Origin of the sequence: Cellulomonas sp. A375-1 (assembly GCF_001040865.1) — a bacterium.
Lineage (GTDB): Bacteria > Actinomycetota > Actinomycetes > Actinomycetales > Cellulomonadaceae > Cellulomonas > Cellulomonas gelida.
In genome coordinates, this window is sequence record NZ_LFKW01000031.1 from 39,768 (window position 1) to 59,596 (window position 19,829).

A 19,829-nucleotide genomic window follows, 5' to 3' on the forward strand; every position below is an offset into this window, starting at 1 on the left:
GAAGTCCACGGTCCGCGCGTGGGCCGCGTACGCGCGGAACGCCTCGACCTGCCACCAGGGATCGACAGCAGCCTCGGCCGGGTCGGACCGTCGCCGCCCGCCGAGCCGGGGCTCCCAGCGGTAGGCGACGCCCGCGGCGGGAAGCCACCGCTCGAACTCGTCGCGCGCCACGTGGGGATGCCGTCGGCTACCGGGAAAGCGCCGGACGTCGACCACCTGCTCGACTCCCGCCCCGTGGAGCACGTCGACGATCGCGGCCTGCGACAGGGTCCCGTGCCCGAAGGTCATCAGCAGCGCGCGGTCCTCTGACACCCGACGAGTCTGCCACCGCATCGCCGGAGGCGTGCTCGTGCGGAGGACCGCGAGAAGACAGCGACGCCGGCTTCGCACAGCAGGATGCCGTGGAGTCCGAGACCGGCCCGGCCGACCTCCGCACGAAGGTGACGCTCCGCTCGGCGCTCGAGCAGCCGCAGCGCGGGCGCGCCCGCGTCGCCCGGGCAGCACGCCCACGGTTGGCCACGTGCCGATCGGGTCACCGAGATGCGTGCGGGTCGGCCAGCGCCGCGTCGAGGAAGTCGATCACTCGCGACTCCCACTCCTGCGGAGCGGCCGCCAGCCCGCCCGTGTGATCCGCTCCGCGCACCACCCATACCTGGACGGAGTCGGGCGCCGACGCCTGGAGAGCCGCTGCCGCGTGCTGCTCGTCGGGCACGCGACCGGCCGCGATCAGCAGGACCGGTCTGGGTGCGACCTCGCGCACCGCGTCGCCGAGCGGCGCCGGCCGACGAGGCTCGGACATGAGATCCGCGAGCGAGGTCTGAGCGGCGTGCACCGTCCGCGTCAGGGTGCCGCGCCACCCGTACGCGGACGACAGCCAGCGCAGGTCGTCCGCGCTGCGTCCCGTGGCGCCCTCCGCGACGACCGCGCGGATGTCCTGCGTGAGTGCTGCTGCGCCGATCGCCTCCTCGCCACCCATCGACAGGCCGAGCACGGCGATGCGCGCCGCGTCGACGTCCGGGCGCGAGGCGAGCCAGGCCGCGGCGCGTGGCACGTCGAGGTCCCCGTACCAGCCCCACCGCATCGCGCGTCCGGAGCTCGCACCGTGCCCACGGGCGTCGAGCATCAGGACGCCGAGCCCGTGCCGTGCCATGACCGCGGCGTGCTCGAGGACTGCGGACCGGCTGGACCCCGACCCGTGCAGGACGATCACGGCCGCGCGGCCGGCCGAAGGGACGTACCAACCGGCGAGCGCCTCGTCGCCCGTCGTCGCGATCGTGACGTCCTCGTACGCCAACCCGACGTCCGACGGGGTCGCTGTGCCGGGCGGCGGAGCCGGGGCGGTCGTCACGATGACGGGCACCGCGATCACGTAGACGCCGAGCGCTACTGCGATCACCGTCAGGGGCGCGGTCACGAGCCGCCACCAGCGGGGCACGGCCCGGGTCAGCTGGACGACGCCGACGACGACGAGCGCCACGCCGCCGACGAGCGCGCCGAGCCCGAGGACCGCGGCCACGCCGACGTCTCCGCTCTGCACCCTGGGCGGGCCGACCCCGGCTCCCACGCCGGCCGCCACCGCGCCGAACGTGACGGCGAGCGCGCCCCGCACGGCCGACCGCCGACGCCCCTCCATGGTCCCAGCGCAGCGCGCCGCCTCCGCGCGCACCAGGGCCCAAGGACCCGGCGGGTCAGACGTACAGCCGCGACAAGGAGCGCTCCACGGAGGTGACACGGCTGGGACGGGCGACGAGGCACCCGCGCCCGTACGGTAGGCTGTCGCAGGCTTCTCCGGGAGCCATCGGGCTGTGGCGCAGCTTGGTAGCGCACTTGACTGGGGGTCAAGGGGTCGCAGGTTCAAATCCTGTCAGCCCGACAACATCAGGCCTGGTGAGACACCGTCTCACCAGGCCTGAGTCGTCCCGTCGGCTGCCTCGGCTGGAGGCGCGCCCCGCTCGCGCAGGACGTCGAGCTCGGCGGCGACGAGCCCGAGCAGGACCACGTCGAGCGCGAGGCCCGCGTAGCCCGCCCACTCCTCGATGCGCAGGAGAGCGACCTGCGTGACCAGCAGGCTCACGAGCACGCCCCGGCGGAACCACGTGAAGGCGTGTTCGCGGTCGTCGGTCAGCAGGCCGACGACGCACGCGGCGGTGGTGGCCGCGCCGCCGACGAGCAATGCCCCGACGATCCACCCGGACGTCCCGCCGTCGCGCGCGAGCCACAGGCCGCGTGCCACGCCGAGCAGCGCCGTGCCCGCGATGGTCACGACCGCGACGCGGGGCACCCAGGCCGCGCGCACGAGACGACGCGACACGGCCACCACGGTGTGCGAGACCCAGGCGATCGGGTCGGGCAGCTCGCTGCCGTCGGGGCGGACCGTCGCCACCAGTGCGGCAGCCTCGTCGCGCCCGGGCACGCCGTCTGCCGCCGCCAGCAGGTCGTGCGCGTGCGCACGCACGCGGGGCGAGAACCCGCCCGCGACACCGGCGACGGCTTGGTCGACCGCGGCAGCGAGCTTCTCGGGCGGGACCGCGCTGCGGAGGCCCGACAGCGCCTCACCGATCAGGGCGAGCGCGACGACCGCGACGTACACGAGCATCGCGGTCGGGCCGTAGAAGTAGTCGTAGTCCTCGGTGACGAACTTGCCGATCTCGTCGACGAACAGGCCGAAACCCACTCCCCCGACCAGCACGACGACCGGCCGCACGACGGGACCGATGAACGAGAGCGCGAGCAGGACCGCCACGGCGAGCAGCAACCCGCCCCACAGCACGTGGGACACGTGCAGGCCCGGCCCCCCGACCTGCGGGAAGCCCGTGGCGGCCAGGGCGCCACGGGTCACCAGCACGGTCAGCACGGTGACGACGAGGAAGCCCGTCACGTGCCGGGACGCGTGCGGGTCACGTGGCAGCCCCCAGCGCAGGAGCAGGCCGCGCACGCCGCGGGCCGACCAGGGAACGCTCGAGGGCGAGTCCCCGGTCGCGCGGCCGGCGGCGGTCACCGCTTCCGCTTCTCCCGCACGCGCACGGAGATCGTGATGGGCGTGCCCTCGAAGCCGAAGGTCTCGCGCAGGCGCCGCTCGACGTACCGGCGGTAGCCGGGGTCGAGGAAGCCGGTCGTGAACAGGACGAACCGCGGCGGGCGGGTGGACGCCTGCGTCGCGAACAGGATGCGCGGCTGCTTGCCGCCGCGCACGGGGTGCGGGTGCGCGGCGACGAGCTCGCCGAGGAACGCGTTGAGGCGGCCCGTGGGGATGCGCGTGTCCCAGGACTCGAGAGACTTCTCAAGCGCCGGGACCAGACGCTCGGCGTGCCAGCCCGTCTTTGCGGACATGTTGACCCGCGGCGCCCACGTGACCTGGACGAGCTCCTTCTCGATCTCGCGCTCGAGGTACGGGCGGCGGTCCTCGTCCATGAGGTCCCACTTGTTGTAGGCGATGACCAGCGCGCGGCCGGCGTCGATGACCTGCTGGATGACGCGCGTGTCCTGCTCCGTCATCGGCGTCGACGCGTCGAGCAGCACGACCGCGACCTCGGACTTCTCGATCGCCGCCTGCGTGCGCAGGCTCGCGTAGAAGTCGGCGCCCGACGTCTGGTGGACGCGACGGCGGATGCCCGCGGTGTCGACGAACACCCACGGGATGCCCTTGAGGTGGATCAGCTCGTCAACGGGGTCGCGCGTGGTGCCGGCGATCTCGTCGACGACGACGCGCTCGGAACCCGCGACCTTGTTCAGCAGCGAGGACTTCCCCACGTTCGGCCGGCCGACGAGCGCCACGCGGCGCGGCCCCTGCGGGCGCAGCACGCCGTGCTCGGAGACCTCCGGGAGCGCGTCGAGCACGGCGTCGAGCAGGTCACCGGTGCCACGGCCGTGCAGCGCCGAGACGGGGTACGGCTCGCCCAGGCCGAGCGCCCACAACGCGGCGGCGTCCGCCTCGCCGGCGGGGCCGTCCACCTTGTTGGCACACAGCACCACGGGCTTGCCCGACTTGCGCAGCAGTCGCACGACCTGCTCGTCGGTGTCCGTGGACCCCACGGTCGCGTCGACGACGAACACGACGGCGTCGGCCAGCGCGATCGCGACCTCCGCCTGCTCGGCCACGCGCGCCTCGATCCCGGCGACGTCGACCTCCCAGCCGCCCGTGTCGACGAGCGTGAACCGGCGGCCCGACCACTCCGACGGGTAGCTCACGCGGTCACGGGTCACGCCGGGCTTGTCCTCGACGACCGCCTCGCGGCGGCCCAGGATCCGGTTGACGAGCGTCGACTTGCCGACGTTCGGCCGGCCGACGACCGCGAGCACGGGAAGCGGCGCCTCGGGCTCGGCGTCCTCGTCGTCGCCGCCCTCGCCGTGCAGCAGCGCGAGGTCCTCGTCCTCCAGCTCGTACTCGGCCAGACCGGCCCGCAGGGCGCGCTCGCGCTCGGCGTCCCCGGCCTCGTCGGGCAGGACGAAGTCGACCTCAGGCTCACTCATGTCACCCATTGTCCCCGACGATGGGCCCGACGCCTCACACGCACGCGCGGACGTGGCTGGGCGCGGTACCCAGGAGCGGGACCGCGGGCTCAGCGCACTGCGTGGGCGGCGTTCAGGCGACGTTGAGCGGGTCGTCCGTCGGCAGCGGGACGCCCACCGCCGTGACCGTCGCGGCGACGTGCAGCGCGAGTGCGTCGCGCAGCCGGTCGTTGGCCTCAGCCATCGCCTGGCGGCCGGGCACGCCCGGCGCACGCTCGACGAGCACCGGTTCGCCGAACGAGACGACGAGGCGCTGCCGCAGCCGCGGCACGTGGTTCACCCCTTGCCCCGTGCGCCGAGTCCCGAGCACCGCGACCGGCACCACGGGCGCGTGCCCGTTCAGCGCGAGCCAGGTGATCCCCGCGCGCGAGTCGGACGCGTCGCCGCGCCCACGGCTGCCCTCGGGGAAGATGCCGACGACTCCCCCGCGCTTGAGGACCTCGAGCGCGGCGCCCAGCGCGGTGCGCGGGTTGTCCCGGTCCACCGGTATCTGGTCGAGCCTGCGCAGCAGGCCGCCGAGACGGCCGTCGAACATCTCCTGCTTGATGAGCATGTGCGCGGGACGGGGCGCCGCACCGACCAGCACCGGCCCGTCGATGACGCCCGTGTGGTTCGCCGCGAGCAGCACCGGGCCCTCGGTGGGGACGTGGTGCGCGCCGTGGACCTCCGTGGCCCAGACCACGTGGGCCAGCAGCCGCCCGAGCACGTGACCCGCGCGGGCCCCCCGCGTGGGGCGCTCCCACTGCGGGTTCACGCGTCGCGTCCAGTCACCTGGGCGACGATCGCGAGGACCGCCTCGACGGTCTCCTCGAAGTCCAGGTCCGAGGAGTCGAGCGTCACCACGCCGTCGGCCGCGACGTGGAACTGCGCGACCGTCGAGTCGTCCGCGTCGCGTCGCAGCACCTGGTCGTGCGTGGCCGCGACCGCGGCCTCGTCGTCCGAGCCGTGCACGTCACGCGCGCGGCGCGCGAGCCGCGCCTCTTGCGAGGCGGTCAGCAGGATCCGCACGTCCGCGTCCGGTGCGACGACCGTGGTGATGTCCCTGCCCTCGGCCACGATCCCGCGACCGTGCGAGAACGACGTCGCGTCCGCCTGCTCGACGATCGCCGCGCGCTGCCGCCGCCGCAGCTCGTCCCTGACCGCGAGGTTCGTCGCGACGGCGCTCACCGCGGCCGAGATCGCCGTCTCGCGGATCGCGTCGGCGATGTCCGTCCCCGCGACGACGACGTGCGGCGCGTCGGGGTCGACCCCCTGGTCCAGCGGGAGCTCGCGCACGCATCGCGCGACCGCCGCCTGGTCGTCCAGCGGCACGCCCGTGTGCAGGCACCACCACGTGGCCGCGCGGTACATCGCGCCCGTGTCCAGGTACGCCAGGCCGAGGCGCCGGGCGGCCTCGCGCGACACGCTCGACTTGCCCGATCCCGACGGTCCGTCCACCGCCACGACGAGCGCGCTCACACGACCAGCCTCCATCCACGTTCGACCAGCTCGGCCTCCAGCCGGGCCGCACTGCCGGGCAGCACCGAGATCGCCGCCATGCCGACCTGCCGGCCGGCTGCGTGCTCGAGCCGCAGGTCCTCCAGGTTGACGCCGGCCTCGCCGACCTCGGTGAGCAGGCGCGCGAGCTCGCCCGGGGAGTCCGGCACCAGCACCGTGACCTCCTCGTACGCGCGCTGCGCGCCGCCGTGCTTGCCGGGGATGCGGGCGACGCCCTCGTTGCCCGCAGCGATCGCGCGCGCGAGGGTCACGAGTACCCCGGTCGCGATCGTCTCGGGCCCCTCGGCCTCGTCGGCCGATGCCAGCGCGCCGATGACCTCGTCGAGGTCGCCGCGCAGCGACTCGAGCAGCGGCCGGACCGCCGCCGAGTTGGCGGCGAGGATCGACGTCCACAGCTCCGGGTCGGACGCGGCGATGCGCGTGACGTCCCGCAGCCCCTGTCCCGCGAGCCCGAGCGCGGTGTCGTCCACGCCGACCAGCCGCGCGGCCATGAGCGAGGAGACGACCTGCGGGACGTGCGAGACCGCGGCGACCGCCGCGTCGTGCGCGTCCGCGTCCATCGTGACGGGGACCGCGCCCAGGTCGACCGCCAGGGCGCGGACGGCCAGCACGGCGTCCGCCGAGGACTCGTCGGCCTCCGCGATCACCCACGGACGTCCGAGGAACAGGTCGGGCACCGCGGCCGACGGCCCGGAACGCTCGCGGCCCGCCATCGGGTGCGAGCCGACGTACCGGCCGAGCGCCACGCCCGAGGCGCGCAGCTCGGCCAGGACATGACCCTTGACCGACGCGACGTCCGTCACGACGGCACCCGGGTGCGCCTCGAGCTGCGCGCGCACCACCCCGGCCGTCACGTCGGGCGGCGCCGCGACGACGACCAGCGCGGGCTCGTCGTCGTCCGCGGTCGCCGGACGCCCGGCACCCACGTCGCGCGCGAGCGCCACCGCGGTGCGCGACGGGTCCTGCAGGCGGACGTCGACACCCTCGGCGGTCAGGCGCAGGCCCACCGACGCACCGATCAGCCCCACCCCGACCACGAGGACGGGGCCCGCGGTCGCCGCTGTCACATGCCCGCCTGCGACATCAGGGAGCCGATCTCGACCTGGGACAGCACGCGCGTCCGGCCCTGCTTGAGGTCGCCCAGGCGGATCGGGCCGATGCGCGTGCGCACGAGCTTGGTGACCGGGTGGCCGACCTCCTCGAGCATGCGCCGCACGATGCGGTTGCGGCCCTCGTGCAGGGTGAGCTCGACGAGGCTCAGGTGCGACAGCGACTGGACGATCGTCACCTTGTCCGCCTTGGCCGGACCGTCCTCGAGCTCGATGCCGCGCTGCAGGCGCTGGGCGGTCGCGGGCGTGAGGCGGCCCTGCACCTCGGCGAGGTAGGTCTTCGGCACGCCGTTCGACGGGTGCGACAGGTGGTTCGCCAGCTCGCCGTCGCTCGTCAGGAGGAGCAGGCCCTCGGTGTCCGCGTCGAGGCGGCCGACGTGGAAGAGCCGCTCGGTGCGGTCGCTCACGTACTGCGCGACCGACGGCCGGCCCTGCTCGTCGTGCATCGTCGAGACGACGCCCTTCGGCTTGTTGAGCGCGATCGTCACGTGCGACGAGTCGAGCTGCACGCGCATGCCGTCGACGAGCACGACCGACTTCTTCGGGTCGACGCGCACCCCCAGCTCGACGACCACCTGCCCGTCGACCTCGACGCGACCCGACGCGATCAGCGTCTCGCACGCGCGCCGCGAGCCCAGGCCGGCCGAGGCGAGCAGCTTCTGCAGCCGGATGCCCTCGGGGTCGTGCACGTCGACGGTCGGCTCGGACGGCGCACGTCGCGGCGTCGTCGGACGGCTGGACGTCGGGCGCGACGACCGGCCCTTCACCGGACCCCGCGCCGCGCCGGACTGGCCGCGGTGCGGCTTCTTGCCCTCGCCACCGGCGGCACCGCCGCGGCCGGACGCGCCGCCGCGGGGTGCACCGTCGCGAGATGCGGGACGTCCGTTGCGGTCCGCGTCACCGCGGCGCTGCTGGGGGCTCATGCTGGTCCTCCGATCGTGGCACCGGGTTCGTCGACACCCTCGAGGGCGTCGATCTCCGGCAGGTAAGGCGCGAGCGGGGGCAGCTCGTCCAGGCTGGACAGGCCCATCCGCTCCAAGAAGTATCCCGTGGTCCCGTACAGCAGCGCACCGCTGGTCGGCTCGGTGCCCACCTCGGCGACCAGGCCGCGCGCCGTGAGCGTGCGCATCACGCCGTCGACGTTGACCCCGCGCACCGCCGAGACCTGACCACGCGTGACCGGCTGCCGGTACGTGACGACCGCGAGCGTCTCGAGCGCGGCCTGCGTGAGCCGTGCGGTCTGGCCGTCCAGCACGAACCGGCCGACGACGTCGGCGTACGGCGCAGCCGAGTAGATGCGCCAGCCCTCGCCCGCGCGCCGCAGCTCGTACCCGCGCGGGCGGCCACCGTGCTCGCCGCGGTAGTCCGCGGCCAGCTCCTCGAGCAGCTCCTCGACGCGCGTGGTCGGGAGCGCCAGGACGGCTGCGAGCCGGACGGCCGGCACCGGCTCGTCGGCGACCATGAGCACGGCCTCGAGCGCCCCCAGGGCGCCGCCCGGCAGCTCGTCCACGTCGAAGGCGAGCTCGTCGGGCACGGCCGGACCGGCGGCTGCGGCCTCGCCCTCGGCCGGAACGGGGTCGGTCGAGGCGCCCGCCTCGAGCGGGTCGGCGTCCGGCGCCCGCGCGGCGTCCGTGATCGACGGGTCGTCACTCATGCGTCCTCCTCGGACGTGTCCCGCACGTCGGGTCCTGCGGTCGGCTCGTCGTCGCTCGCCGCGTCCGGGCTCGGGTCAGCGGTCGTGTCGAGCTGGTCGAAGTCGTCTGACACCGTGACATCGCCCTCGGCGGCGCCAGTCCAGCGCACCGTGAGCTCGCCCAAGGGCGTGACCTGGTCGAAGCCCACCGCACCCTCGCGGAACAGCTCCAGCACGGCGAGGAAGCGCGCGACCACGACGATCGTCGAGCCCGCGTCCGCGACGAGGGTGCGGAACGAGACCGCCCCGTGGTGCCGCAGGCGGTCGACGAGCACCGCGGCCTGCTCGCGCACGGAGACGGCCGGTGCGTGCAGGTGGCTGATGTCCACGCCGGGCGGCGGGGCCTTGGGCGACAGCGCCTTCGCCGCCAGCGCCGCGAGCTGGTCCGGCCCGACCTGCATCACGAGCTCGGGGAGCAGCGCGGCCACGTGCGGCTCGAGCGCGACCGTCCGCGGGAACCGTCGGCCCTCGGTGGCCCAGCGGTGCGCCAGGTGTGCCGCGACCTGCTTGTAGGCGCGGTACTGCAGCAGCCGGGCGAAGAGCAGGTCGCGTGCCTCCAGCAGGTCGAGGTCCTCGGCGTCCTCGACGTCGGCCGACGGCAGCAGACGCGCGGCCTTGAGGTCGAGCAGCGTCGCGGCGACGACGAGGAACTCCGACGCGCGGTTGAGGTCCCACTGCTTCTCGGCGTCGCGCAGGTACGCGATGAACTCGTCGGTGACCTGCGCGAGCGCGACCTCGGTGATGTCGAGCTTGTGCTTGGCGATCAGGCCGAGCAGGAGGTCGAAAGGACCCGTGAAGTTGTCGAGGTGCACCTCGAAGCCTGCCGTGCCGACGGGCGACGCGGCCTGCTCGCCCGCGGGGGGCTGGACTGCCTCGTCAGGGGTGCTCGTCGCCGCGTCGCCTCCTGGCGCGACGTCAGGCGGCGTCGCCACGGGAGACGAGCTCGCGCGCGAGCTGGCGGTAGGCGTGCGCGCCCGTGTGCGTGGGCGCGTAGGTCGTGATCGGCTCGGCGGCGACCGTCGCGTCCGGGAACTTCACGGTGCGCCCGATGACGGTGTGCAGCAGCGTGTCGCCGAACGCCTCGTGCACACGCGCGACCACCTCACGCGCGTGCAGCGTGCGCGAGTCGTACATGGTGGCCAGGATCCCGTCGACCTCGAGGCGCGGGTTGAGCCGGTCGCGCACCTTCTCGATCGTCTCGATCAGCAGCGCGACGCCGCGCAGCGCGAAGAACTCGCACTCGAGCGGGATCAGCACGCCGTGCGCCGCCGTGAGCGCGTTCACGGTCAGCAGTCCCAGCGAGGGCTGGCAGTCGATGAGGACCACGTCGTAGTCGTCCAGCACCGGGCGCAGCGCGCGCGACAGCACCGACTCACGCGCGACCTCGCCGACGAGCTGCACCTCCGCGGCCGACAGGTCGATGTTCGCGGGCAGCAGGTCGAGCCCGGGGGTGCTCGTGTGCCGCAGGACGTCCGCGACCTGCGCGTCGCGCTCCATGAGCAGGTTGTAGACCGTGAGGTCGAGCTCGTGCGGGCTGATGCCCAGGCCGACCGAGGCCGCCCCCTGGGGGTCGAAGTCGACGATGAGGACCTTGCGCCCGTACTCGGCGAGCGCGGCCGCCAGGTTGATGGTGGTCGTCGTCTTGCCGACGCCACCCTTCTGGTTGCACATCGCGATGACACGCGCTGGGCCGTGCGAGGCCAAGGGCTCCGGCTCCGGGAACCCCGGGAGCGCCCGCCCGACGGCGTCGAGTTCCTGCGTCGTGTCGCTGCTCACCACGTCGCACAACCTACCGGAGCAGACCGGCCCGACACGATCACCTCGCGCGTGGATGGCTGAGCTGGTAGACCTCGCGCAGCGTGTCCGGCGTCACGAGCGTGTAGATCTGCGTCGTCGTCACCGACGCGTGCCCCAGCAGCTCCTGCACCACGCGCACGTCCGCGCCCCCGGCCAGCAGGTGCGTCGCGAACGAGTGACGCAGCGTGTGCGGCGACAGGTGGGCCCCGTTCCCCGTCGCTCCGCCGAGTCCGGCTCGCTCGGCGGCCGTGCGCAGCGCGGCCCACGCGCTCTGTCGCGAGAGCCGCGCGCCGCGCGTGTTGAGGAACACCGCGGGGGTCCCGCGTCCGCTCGCGGCGAGCGCCGGACGACCCCGCACGAGGTAGGCCTCGAGCGCCTCGATCGCGAACGAGCCCACCGGGACGACACGTTCCTTGCCGCCCTTGCCGAGCAGCCGCACCGCCGCGCGGCCGGGGGTGACGTCCACGTCGTCGACGTCGAGCCCGACCGCCTCGGAGATGCGCGCGCCCGTGGCGTAGAGCAGCTCGAGCAGCGCACGGTCGCGCAGCGGCGCGGGTCCGTCGCCGAGCCCGGCGGCGTCGATCAGCCGGCCCACCTCGTCGACCGAGATCGCCTTCGGGAGCCGACGCGGGGGCGCCGGGGGGCGCACGGCGTCCGCGGCGTCGTGGCTGGTGACGCCGTCGAGGACCCAGAACCGGTGCCAGCCACGCACCGCCACCACGGCTCGCGCGGCCGACGACGCCGAGAGCACGCTCCCGCCGTCGGCACCTGTCCGCACCGTGAGGAGGTAGTCCTCCACGTCCTGCGGGAGCACGTCGTCGGGCCGCTGCCGTCCGCGCGACCCGAGGTACGCGGCGTAGCGACCGAGGTCGCGGCGGTAGGCGGCGATGGTGTTGCGGGACAGCCCCCGCTCGACCGTGAGGTGCGCGAGGTAGTCCTCGAGCGCACGCGCGAGCGGAGTGCCGGAGACCACCTGCGTCACCGTGCGACCGCCGAGGTCACAGAGGCAGGAACACGTCGACGGAGACGGCGACGGACAGGAGCGTGAGGTAGGTGATCGACGCGTGGAACACGCTCATGGCCCGCAGCTTGCCGCGCGCCGGGTCCTCCGCGCGGCGCAGCAGGCGCACGCACAGCACCAGGAACCACACCCCGAGCCCCGTGGCGACGACCGCGTACACCCAGGTCATGCCGGCCGCGGGGACGAGCAGCAGCGAGCACGCGATCATCGCGAGCGTGTAGCCGATCATCTCGCGCGCGACCTTGGTGTCCTTGGCGACCACCGGCAGCATCGGCACGCCCGCGGCGGCGTAGTCACGGCGGAACTTCATCGACAACGGCCAGTAGTGCGGTGGCGTCCAGAAGAACACGACGCCGAACAGCAGCACGGCGGGCCAGCCCACGCCGCCGGTCACCGCGGACCAGCCGATCAGGACCGGCATGCACCCCGCGGCGCCGCCCCACACGATGTTCTGCGGCGTGCGGCGCTTGAGGATCATCGTGTAGCCGACGACGTAGATGAGGATCGCGCCCGCGCACAGCAGCGACGAGACCGGGTTCACCAGGAACCACAGCCACGTCAGGCTCACGACGCCGAGCACGAGGCCGAACGTCAGCGCCGCGCGCGGGCCGATCTCGCCGGTGGCCGTCGGCCGCTTGCGCGTCCGGTTCATGACCCGGTCGATGTCGCGGTCGATGTAGCAGTTGAGGACGTTCGCCGAGCCCGCGGCCGTCGCGCCGCCGACGAGCGTCGCGAGCACCAGGCCGAGGCTCGGCCAGCCCTCCTGCGCGAGGATCATCGTCGGGATCGTCGTGACGAGCAGGAGCTCGATGACGCGGGGCTTGGTCAGCGTCACGTACCGCCCGACCGTGGCACGGGCCTGCGCGACGCGCCCGGCGGGCAGCGCGGGCGACGCGGCGACTCGGGGCGCGAGCCCGTGCGCGGTCAGCGGGGAACGCTGGTCCTGGTCGTCCCGGGCCGTGTCGTCGCGGGCCGTGTCGTCATGGACGGTGTCGTCGTGCGCTCTGTCCTGCGGACCCTCAGCCCGCGCGACCGCGGCGTCGCGACGACCGCCGGACCGGGCGACGTCGTCGTCGGCCGACCTGCCGTCGACGGACGAGGGGCTGGTGAGGCGCACGCGAGGCGGTTCCGTTCGTGTGGTCGGCCGGCCGGCGGTGGTGCCGATCGGAGGGCTGACGTCGACGGCCATGCTACGCCGCGCGCGGGACGAAAGGCCCGCCAGCGCGCCCGGCGGGACCTGTGAGATCGGTCGCGCGCCGCACATCGTCCGGCGTGGCCCCGTGAGAGTGGCCGGAGGCTGGTCACCGTCGCTCGACCTCTGCACGTGCGCTATAGGCTCGAGCGGCAACCGGCGTCCGTTCGCGCGCGACGTCGTCCGAGTGCCGCCCGACCCCGGACGGCGCCCTGACCAGACGAGCGCGTGCGCACCAGCCATGGACGGCCGTGCGCTCGCGAGAACCCTCGCGGGGCCGTGCAGCGATGCACGCCATGCAAGTCGGAACACGTCACCCGGCTCCCCCGGGTGGGAATGAGGTGCGGTGAACGCGAAGGCTCCCCTGGCCCAGTCGGTCGGCTGGACAGACCTGGACGTGAAGGCTGTCGACACGGTGCGCATCCTGGCGGCGGACTCGGTCGAGAAGGTCGGCAACGGTCACCCGGGGACGGCGATCAGCCTCGCCCCCGTGGCCTACCTCCTGTACCAGAACGTGCTCCGGCACGACCCGCGGGACACCCACTGGCTGGGTCGCGACCGCTTCGTGCTGTCGGCCGGGCACTCCTGCCTGACCCAGTACATCCAGCTGTACCTCGGCGGCTTCGGCCTCGAGCTCGAGGACCTGCAGGCGCTGCGCACGTGGGGCTCGAAGACCCCCGGGCACCCCGAGTACAAGCACACGGCGGGCGTGGAGATCACGACCGGCCCGCTCGGTCAGGGCCTTGCGTCCGCCGTCGGGTTCGCGATGGCCCAGCGCCGCGAGCGGCACCTGCTCGACCCTGAGGCCCCCGCGGGCACGAGCCCGTTCGACCACTACACCTACGTGATCGCCTCCGACGGCGACCTGCAGGAGGGCGTGACGAGCGAGGCCTCGTCCATCGCCGGCACGCAGGAGCTCGGCAACCTCATCGTCCTGTGGGACGACAACCACATCTCGATCGAGGGCGACACGCAGATCGCCTTCACCGAGGACGTGCTCGCGCGCTACGAGGCGTACGGCTGGCACGTCCAGTTCGTCGACTGGACGGCCGGTGGCGAGTACCGCGAGGACGTCGACGCGCTGCAGGCGGCGATCGACGCGGCCAAGGCCGTCACGGACAAGCCGTCCTTCATCGGCATCCGGACGCTCATCGCGTGGCCCACCCCGGGCAAGACCGACGACCACTCGTCGCACGGCTCGAAGCTCGGCACGGACTCGATCCGCGGCCTCAAGGAGCTGCTCGGCTTCGACCCGGACCAGACGTTTGAGGTCGCCCCCGAGGTGCTCGCCCACACGCGCGGGCTGGCGGACCGTGCCGCGACCGCGCGCGTCGCCTGGCAGGAGTCGTTCGACGCCTGGAAGGCGGCCCACCCGGACCGCGCCGCGCTCCTCGACCGGCTCGTCGCCCAGGAGCTGCCCGCCGGCTGGGAGGACTCCCTGCCGGTGTTCCCCGCGGGCAAGGCGGTCGCCACGCGCGCTGCCTCCGGTGAGGTGCTCTCGGCGATCGCCGACGAGCTGCCCGAGCTCTGGGGCGGCTCGGCCGACCTGGCCGGCTCGAACAACACGACGATGAAGGGCCAGCCGTCGTTCCTCCCGGCCCACCGCTCGACCCACGAGTTCGCGGGCGACGAGGGTGGCCGCACGCTGCACTTCGGCATCCGCGAGCACGGCATGGGCGCGATCCTGTCGGGCATCACGCTGCACGGCCTGACCCGCGCGTACGGTGGCACGTTCCTGCAGTTCGCCGACTACATGCGCGGCTCGGTCCGTCTGGCCTCCCTCATGGGCGTGCCGTCCATCTACGTCTGGACGCACGACTCGATCGGCCTCGGCGAGGACGGACCGACGCACCAGCCGGTCGAGCACCTCACCGCGCTGCGGGCCATCCCCGGTCTGTCTGTCGTCCGCCCGGCAGACGCCAACGAGACCGCGCAGGCGTGGAAGGCGATCCTCGAGCACCGCGACGGGCCGGTCGGCCTGATCCTCACGCGCCAGAACGTCCCGACGTTCCCGCGCGGCGAGGACGGCTTCGCGGGCGCCGAGGGCGTGGCGAAGGGTGCCTACGTGCTGCTCGAGGCGAGCACGGGCACGCCCGAGGTGATCCTCATCGGCACGGGCTCGGAGGTGCAGCTCGCCGTCGAGGCGCGCGAGACCCTCGAGGCCGCAGGCGTCCCGACGCGCGTCGTCTCGGCGCCGTCGCTCGAGTGGTTCGCGGCTCAGGACGAGGCGTACCGCGAGTCGGTGCTCCCGTCGTCGGTCCGGGCCCGTGTGTCGGTCGAGGCGGGCATCGCCCTGTCGTGGCACAAGATCGTCGGCGACGCCGGCCGGTCCATCTCGCTCGAGCACTTCGGCGCCTCGGCGGACTACCAGGTCCTCTACCGCGAGTTCGGCATCACCGCCGAGGCGGTCGTGGCGGCCGCGCACGAGTCGGTCGCCGCCGCACGGGGCGACGCCGCGCCGTCGTCGTCGCAGGCCGCTCCGACGGCCACCGGTACCGGCGACCAGCAGGGCTGATCCGCTCAGGACGCGGGGCGCCACCTCCAGCAGGCGTCCCGCGTCCTCGCGGGTCAGGATGACGATGAGGTCGCGCGGCACGGTCGTGCCTGCGCGCAGCACGTTCATGAGGGAAGGAACCACCATGGCACCGAGCGGACCCCTCGCACGGCTCACGGAGGCGGGAGTGGCCGTCTGGCTCGACGACCTGTCACGTGAGCGGCTGCGTTCCGGGAGCCTCGCCGCGCTCGTGGAGCGCGGCGTGGTGGGAGTGACCACCAACCCGACGATCTTCGCCGCGGCGATCAGCCAGGGCGACGCCTACGACGAGCAGCTGCGCGACCTGGCCGCGCGCGGCGCGGACGTCGACCAGGCGGTCTTCACGATCACGACCGACGACGTGCGGGCGGCCGCCGACGTCCTGCGCCCGGTCTACGACCGCACCGACGGGCAGGACGGCCGGGTCTCGATCGAGGTCGACCCGCGCCTCGCCCACGAGACCGAGGCGACGATCTCGTCCGCCAAGGCGCTGTGGGCGACCGTGGACCGGCCCAACGTCTTCATCAAGATCCCGGCGACGCTCGAGGGGCTTCCCGCGATCACCGCGGTGCTCGCCGAGGGCATCAGCGTCAACGTCACGCTGATCTTCTCGCTCGAGCGCTACGCGGCCGTGCTCGACGCGTTCCTGGCGGGCCTCGAGCAGGCGCGCGCCAACGGTCACGACCTCGCCCCCGTCGCGTCGGTCGCGTCGTTCTTCGTCTCGCGCGTCGACACCGCGATCGACCCGCGGCTCGACGCGCTCGGGACGCCCGAGGCCGCCGAGCTGCGCGGCAAGGCCGCGATCGCCAACGCGCGTCTCGCCTACGGCGTGTACGAGGAGGTCGTCGCCGGCGAGCGCTGGCAGGCGCTGGCCGCCGCCGGTGCGCACCCGCAGCGCCCGCTGTGGGCGTCGACCGGCGTCAAGGACCCGACCTACCCGGACACGCTGTACGTCGACGAGCTCGTCGTCGCGGGCGTGGTGAACACGATGCCGGAGAAGACCCTCGACGCAGTGGCCGACCACGGCGGCGACGGGCACGACACCGTCACTGGGACCCAGGTCGCGTCCGCCACGCTGCTGGACCGGCTCGTCGCGCTCGGGATCGACGCGGAAGACGTCGCGCAGGAGCTCGAGGTCGAGGGCGTCGAGAAGTTCGCGGCGAGCTGGGACCAGCTGCTCGCCAAGGTCGCCGAGGGCCTGGGCGTGGCGGCCGAGCGTTCGGCGGAGGCCCAGTGAGCCTCGCCAAGGTCGCGAGCGGGGTCAACCCGCTGCGCGACCCCCGGGACCGTCGACTCCCCCGCATCGCGGGGCCGTGCGGGCTCGTGATCTTCGGCGTGACCGGCGACCTCGCACGCAAGAAGCTCATGCCCGCCGTGTACGACCTCACCAACCGCGGCCTGCTGCCGCCCGGCTTCGCGCTCACGGGGTTCGCGCGCCGCGACTGGGAGACGCAGGACTTCGCCCAGATCGTGCACGACTCCGTCAAGGAGAACGCCCGGACCCCGTTCCGGGAGGCCACCTGGCGTCAGCTCTCCGAGGGCATCCGGTTCGTCCAGGGCACGTTCGACGACGACGACGCCTTCGACCGCCTGCGGGACACGGTCGAGGAGCTCGACGTCTCACGCGGCACGGGCGGCAACCACGCGTTCTACCTGTCCGTGCCCCCCTCGTCGTTCCCCGTCGTGTGCGAGCAGCTCTCGCGCTCCGGGCTCTCCCAGCCGCAGGAGGGCCGCTGGCGCCGCGTCGTCATCGAGAAGCCGTTCGGACACGACCTGGCCAGCGCGCGTGAGCTCCAGAGCATCGTCTCGAGCGTGTTCCGGCCCGACGACATCTTCCGGATCGACCACTACCTGGGCAAGGAGACGGTGCAGAACCTGCTGGCGCTGCGCTTCGCCAACCAGCTGTTCGAGCCGATCTGGAACGCGAACTACGTCGACCACGTCCAGATCACCATGGCCGAGGACATCGGCATCGGCGGACGTGCCGGGTACTACGACGGCATCGGCGCGGCGCGCGACGTCATCCAGAACCACCTGCTGCAGCTCCTCGCGCTCACCGCGATGGAGGAGCCGGTGTCGTTCGACGCCACGGCGCTGCGCGCCGAGAAGGAGAAGGTCCTGTCGGCCGTGCGCGTGCCGCGCGACATCGGCCGGCACACCGCTCGCGGCCAGTACACGGCGGGCTGGCAGGGCGGTGAGCAGGTCGTCGGCTTCCTCGAGGAGGAGGGCTTCAACCCCCACTCGACCACCGAGACGTACGCCGCGATCCGCGTCGACATCGACACGCGTCGCTGGGCCGGCGTGCCGTTCTACCTGCGCACCGGCAAGCGTCTCGGCAAGCGGGTCACCGAGATCGCGGTGGTGTTCAAGAAGGCGCCCCACCTGCCGTTCGAGTCGACGGCCACCGAAGAGCTGGGCAAGAACGCCCTGGTCATCCGCGTGCAGCCCGACGAGGGCGTGACGCTGCGGTTCGGCGCCAAGGTGCCGGGCACGCAGATGGAGGTCCGTGACGTCACGATGGACTTCGGCTACGGCCACGCGTTCACCGAGGCGTCGCCCGAGGCGTACGAACGGCTGATCCTCGACGTGCTGCTCGGCGACCCGCCGCTCTTCCCGCAGAACACCGAGGTCGAGCTCTCCTGGGAGATCCTCGACCCGATCATCGAGTACTGGGCCAAGCGGGGAAAGCCCGACGAGTACCGCGCGGGCACGTGGGGCCCGCGCTCGGCCGACGACATGATGGCCCGCGACGGGCGCGCCTGGAGGCTGCCGTGATCATCGAGATGCCGGGGACGACGACGCGGGCGGTCGCCAAGCGGCTGCTCACCGAACGCGACGAGGGCGGTGCCGTCGCCCTCGGGCGCGTGCTGACGCTCATCGTCGACACCGGGGACCACGACCCCGAGCACGCGATCGCGGCCGCCAACGACGCGAGCCGCGAGCACCCGTGCCGGGTGATCCTCATCACGTCGCAGCCGAGTGCCAAGCCCAGCGGTGAGGGCCTCGACGCCCAGATCCGGCTCGGCGGTGACGCGGGTGCGAGCGAGGTCATCATCCTGCGCCCGCTCGGGGAGCTCACGGAGCACCTCGACACGCTCGTCATGCCGCTCCTGCTGCCCGACGCCCCGATCGTCGCCTGGTGGCCGTACGAGCCGCCCGCCGTGCCGTCCGAGCACCCGCTCGGCCGGATGGCGCAGCGCCGCATCACCGACTCCGTCCGCTCGTCGGACCCGGGCGCGTGGCTGCGACGGCTCGCGGAGTCGTACCAGGAGGGCGACACCGACCTCGCGTGGACCCGGGCCACGCTGTGGCGCGGCCTGATCGCGGCGACCCTCGAGCAGCCCCCGTACGAGCCGGTGCGTCGAGCGGTGGTCTCCGGGCAGGCCACGCACACGTCCGTCGACATGGTCGCGGCGTGGCTCGCGCAGGCCCTGCGCTGCCCCGTCGAGGTGGAGCGCATCCCGGACGCGCCCGCCATCGTCCAGGTCAAGCTCGAGCGGTCGTCGGGCGACATCGTGCTGGGACGTCCCGACGGCAAGACCGCCGCGCTGCACCAGCCTGGGCAGCCGGAGCACCGCATCGCTCTGCCGATCCGGCACCTGCGCGAGTGCCTCGCCGAGGAGCTGCGACGCCTCGACCCCGACGAGGTCTACGGCGAGGTGCTCACCAAGGGCCTTGCCAGGATCCCGGCATGACCGGGCGCGTCGTGCGCGACGTCGTCGTCCACCCGGACGCGACGCTGCTCGCCGAGGCCACCGCCGCACGGCTGCTCGTCACGCTGGTCGACCTGCAGTCGCACCGCGCTCCCCTGCACGTCGTGCTCACCGGCGGGACCGTGGGGATCACGACGCTTGCCGCGGTGGCGGCCTCGCCGGTACGGGACGCCGTGGACTGGTCGCAGGTCCACCTGTGGTGGGGCGACGAGCGGTTCCTGCCCGACGGCGATCCCGACCGCAACGAGACCCAGGCGCGCGACGCGCTGCTGACGGCGCTCGGCGACGCGCTCCCGGCGGACAACGTGCACCCGGTGCCCGCGCTCGACGCCGACGTCCCGACGCCCGAGGACGCGGCGGCCGCGTACGCCGACGTCCTGGCCCGCCACGCCGACGACGTCGACCAGGTGCCGCGCTTCGACGTGCTGCTGCTGGGGATGGGCCCGGACGGCCACGTCGCGTCGCTGTTCCCGGAGCACGAGGCGCTGCAGGCCGCGGGAGTCGCCACGGTCGCGGTGCACGGCTCCCCCAAGCCGCCGCCGCTGCGTGTCTCCCTCACGTTCGACGCGATCCACGCGGCGCGCGAGGTGTGGGTGGTCGCAGCCGGGGCCGAGAAGGCCGCCGCCGTCGCGTCCGCGCTGGCGGCGGCTCCCGTCGCGACGACACCCGCCGCCGGGGCGATCGGGACCGAGCGCACGCTGTGGCTCCTCGACGCCGCGGCCTCCGGCGACCTGCCCGCAGGCGGTGCCACCGCCTGACCGACCT

General features: G+C 73.7%; 18 protein-coding genes and 1 tRNA gene. 6 read left to right on the forward strand and 13 right to left on the reverse strand.

Translation table 11 applies throughout. From position 1 onward, the window contains the following. Both CWIS_RS19190 and CWIS_RS03190 read right to left on the reverse strand, forming a co-directional pair. On the reverse strand, positions 1-312 hold a 312-nt coding region (locus CWIS_RS19190; protein ID WP_231583646.1), incomplete at its 3' end, for a DUF488 family protein. A gap of 220 nt (positions 313-532) precedes the next feature. Next, positions 533-1,633 carry an alpha/beta hydrolase gene (locus tag CWIS_RS03190; RefSeq protein ID WP_048341778.1) on the reverse strand — a complete coding sequence of 367 codons (1,101 nt, stop codon included), beginning with the start codon at positions 1,631-1,633 and terminating at the stop codon, positions 533-535. A gap of 166 nt (positions 1,634-1,799) precedes the next feature. Here CWIS_RS03190 and CWIS_RS03195 point away from each other — a divergent pair. Beyond that, positions 1,800-1,873 (forward strand) — tRNA-Pro (locus CWIS_RS03195). Between the two features lie 27 nt (positions 1,874-1,900). On the opposite strand, the gene CWIS_RS03200 is transcribed toward CWIS_RS03195, so the two are convergent. From CWIS_RS03200 to CWIS_RS03250, 11 genes are all read right to left on the reverse strand, one after another. After that, positions 1,901-2,998 carry a hypothetical protein gene (locus CWIS_RS03200; protein WP_082156170.1) on the reverse strand — a complete coding sequence of 366 codons (1,098 nt, stop codon included), beginning with the start codon at positions 2,996-2,998 and terminating at the stop codon, positions 1,901-1,903. Beyond that, positions 2,995-4,470, reverse strand: coding sequence for a ribosome biogenesis GTPase Der (der, locus tag CWIS_RS03205; protein WP_048341840.1), 1,476 nt, complete (start codon positions 4,468-4,470; stop codon positions 2,995-2,997). The genes CWIS_RS03200 and der overlap by 4 nt, the downstream gene beginning before the upstream one ends. Positions 4,471-4,582: 112 nt before the next feature. Further along, positions 4,583-5,263, reverse strand: a complete 681-nt coding sequence (locus CWIS_RS03210; RefSeq protein WP_048341779.1) for a 1-acyl-sn-glycerol-3-phosphate acyltransferase — start codon at positions 5,261-5,263, stop codon at positions 4,583-4,585. Next, positions 5,260-5,982: a (d)CMP kinase gene (gene cmk / locus CWIS_RS03215; RefSeq protein ID WP_048341780.1), complete on the reverse strand. Its 723-nt coding sequence runs from the start codon at positions 5,980-5,982 to the stop codon at positions 5,260-5,262. The genes CWIS_RS03210 and cmk overlap by 4 nt, the downstream gene beginning before the upstream one ends. After that, entirely contained in the window at positions 5,964-7,073 is a 1,110-nt protein-coding gene (locus tag CWIS_RS03220) for a prephenate dehydrogenase (protein WP_048341781.1), read from the reverse strand. Before CWIS_RS03220 ends, cmk begins: the two co-directional genes overlap by 19 nt. Then, entirely contained in the window at positions 7,070-8,038 is a 969-nt protein-coding gene (locus tag CWIS_RS03225; RefSeq protein ID WP_048341782.1) for a pseudouridine synthase, read from the reverse strand. Before CWIS_RS03225 ends, CWIS_RS03220 begins: the two co-directional genes overlap by 4 nt. Beyond that, the gene (locus tag CWIS_RS03230; RefSeq protein WP_082156171.1) at positions 8,035-8,769 is read right to left on the reverse strand and encodes an SMC-Scp complex subunit ScpB; all 735 of its coding nucleotides are present in this window, start codon (positions 8,767-8,769) and stop codon (positions 8,035-8,037) included. Before CWIS_RS03230 ends, CWIS_RS03225 begins: the two co-directional genes overlap by 4 nt. Further along, positions 8,766-9,740: a ScpA family protein gene (locus CWIS_RS03235; RefSeq protein ID WP_048341783.1), complete on the reverse strand. Its 975-nt coding sequence runs from the start codon at positions 9,738-9,740 to the stop codon at positions 8,766-8,768. Before CWIS_RS03235 ends, CWIS_RS03230 begins: the two co-directional genes overlap by 4 nt. Then, entirely contained in the window at positions 9,724-10,587 is an 864-nt protein-coding gene (locus tag CWIS_RS03240) for a ParA family protein (RefSeq protein WP_048341784.1), read from the reverse strand. Before CWIS_RS03240 ends, CWIS_RS03235 begins: the two co-directional genes overlap by 17 nt. Positions 10,588-10,624: 37 nt before the next feature. Next, positions 10,625-11,587 carry a site-specific tyrosine recombinase XerD gene (locus CWIS_RS03245; RefSeq protein WP_369796464.1) on the reverse strand — a complete coding sequence of 321 codons (963 nt, stop codon included), beginning with the start codon at positions 11,585-11,587 and terminating at the stop codon, positions 10,625-10,627. Positions 11,588-11,603: 16 nt separating this feature from the next. Continuing rightward, positions 11,604-12,509 carry a heme o synthase gene (locus CWIS_RS03250; RefSeq protein WP_048341843.1) on the reverse strand — a complete coding sequence of 302 codons (906 nt, stop codon included), beginning with the start codon at positions 12,507-12,509 and terminating at the stop codon, positions 11,604-11,606. 655 nt (positions 12,510-13,164) lie between these two features. Between CWIS_RS03250 and tkt the strand changes: the two genes are divergently transcribed. The 5 genes from tkt to pgl all read left to right on the forward strand — a co-directional run bounded on the left by tkt (position 13,165) and on the right by pgl (position 19,822). After that, positions 13,165-15,333, forward strand: a complete 2,169-nt coding sequence (gene tkt / locus CWIS_RS03255) for a transketolase (RefSeq protein WP_048341785.1) — start codon at positions 13,165-13,167, stop codon at positions 15,331-15,333. Positions 15,334-15,457: 124 nt separating this feature from the next. Then, entirely contained in the window at positions 15,458-16,588 is a 1,131-nt protein-coding gene (tal, locus tag CWIS_RS03260) for a transaldolase (protein ID WP_048341786.1), read from the forward strand. Further along, a complete protein-coding gene (gene zwf, locus CWIS_RS03265; RefSeq protein ID WP_048341787.1) occupies positions 16,585-18,126 on the forward strand; it encodes a glucose-6-phosphate dehydrogenase in 1,542 nt (513 codons plus the stop codon). The genes tal and zwf overlap by 4 nt, the downstream gene beginning before the upstream one ends. Further along, positions 18,123-19,046, forward strand: coding sequence for a glucose-6-phosphate dehydrogenase assembly protein OpcA (locus CWIS_RS03270; protein WP_048341788.1), 924 nt, complete (start codon positions 18,123-18,125; stop codon positions 19,044-19,046). The genes zwf and CWIS_RS03270 overlap by 4 nt, the downstream gene beginning before the upstream one ends. Next, positions 19,043-19,822 (forward strand): 6-phosphogluconolactonase, encoded by a 780-nt coding sequence (pgl, locus tag CWIS_RS03275; protein WP_048341789.1) that lies wholly within the window; start codon positions 19,043-19,045, stop codon positions 19,820-19,822. The genes CWIS_RS03270 and pgl overlap by 4 nt, the downstream gene beginning before the upstream one ends. Positions 19,823-19,829 lie beyond the last annotated feature (7 nt).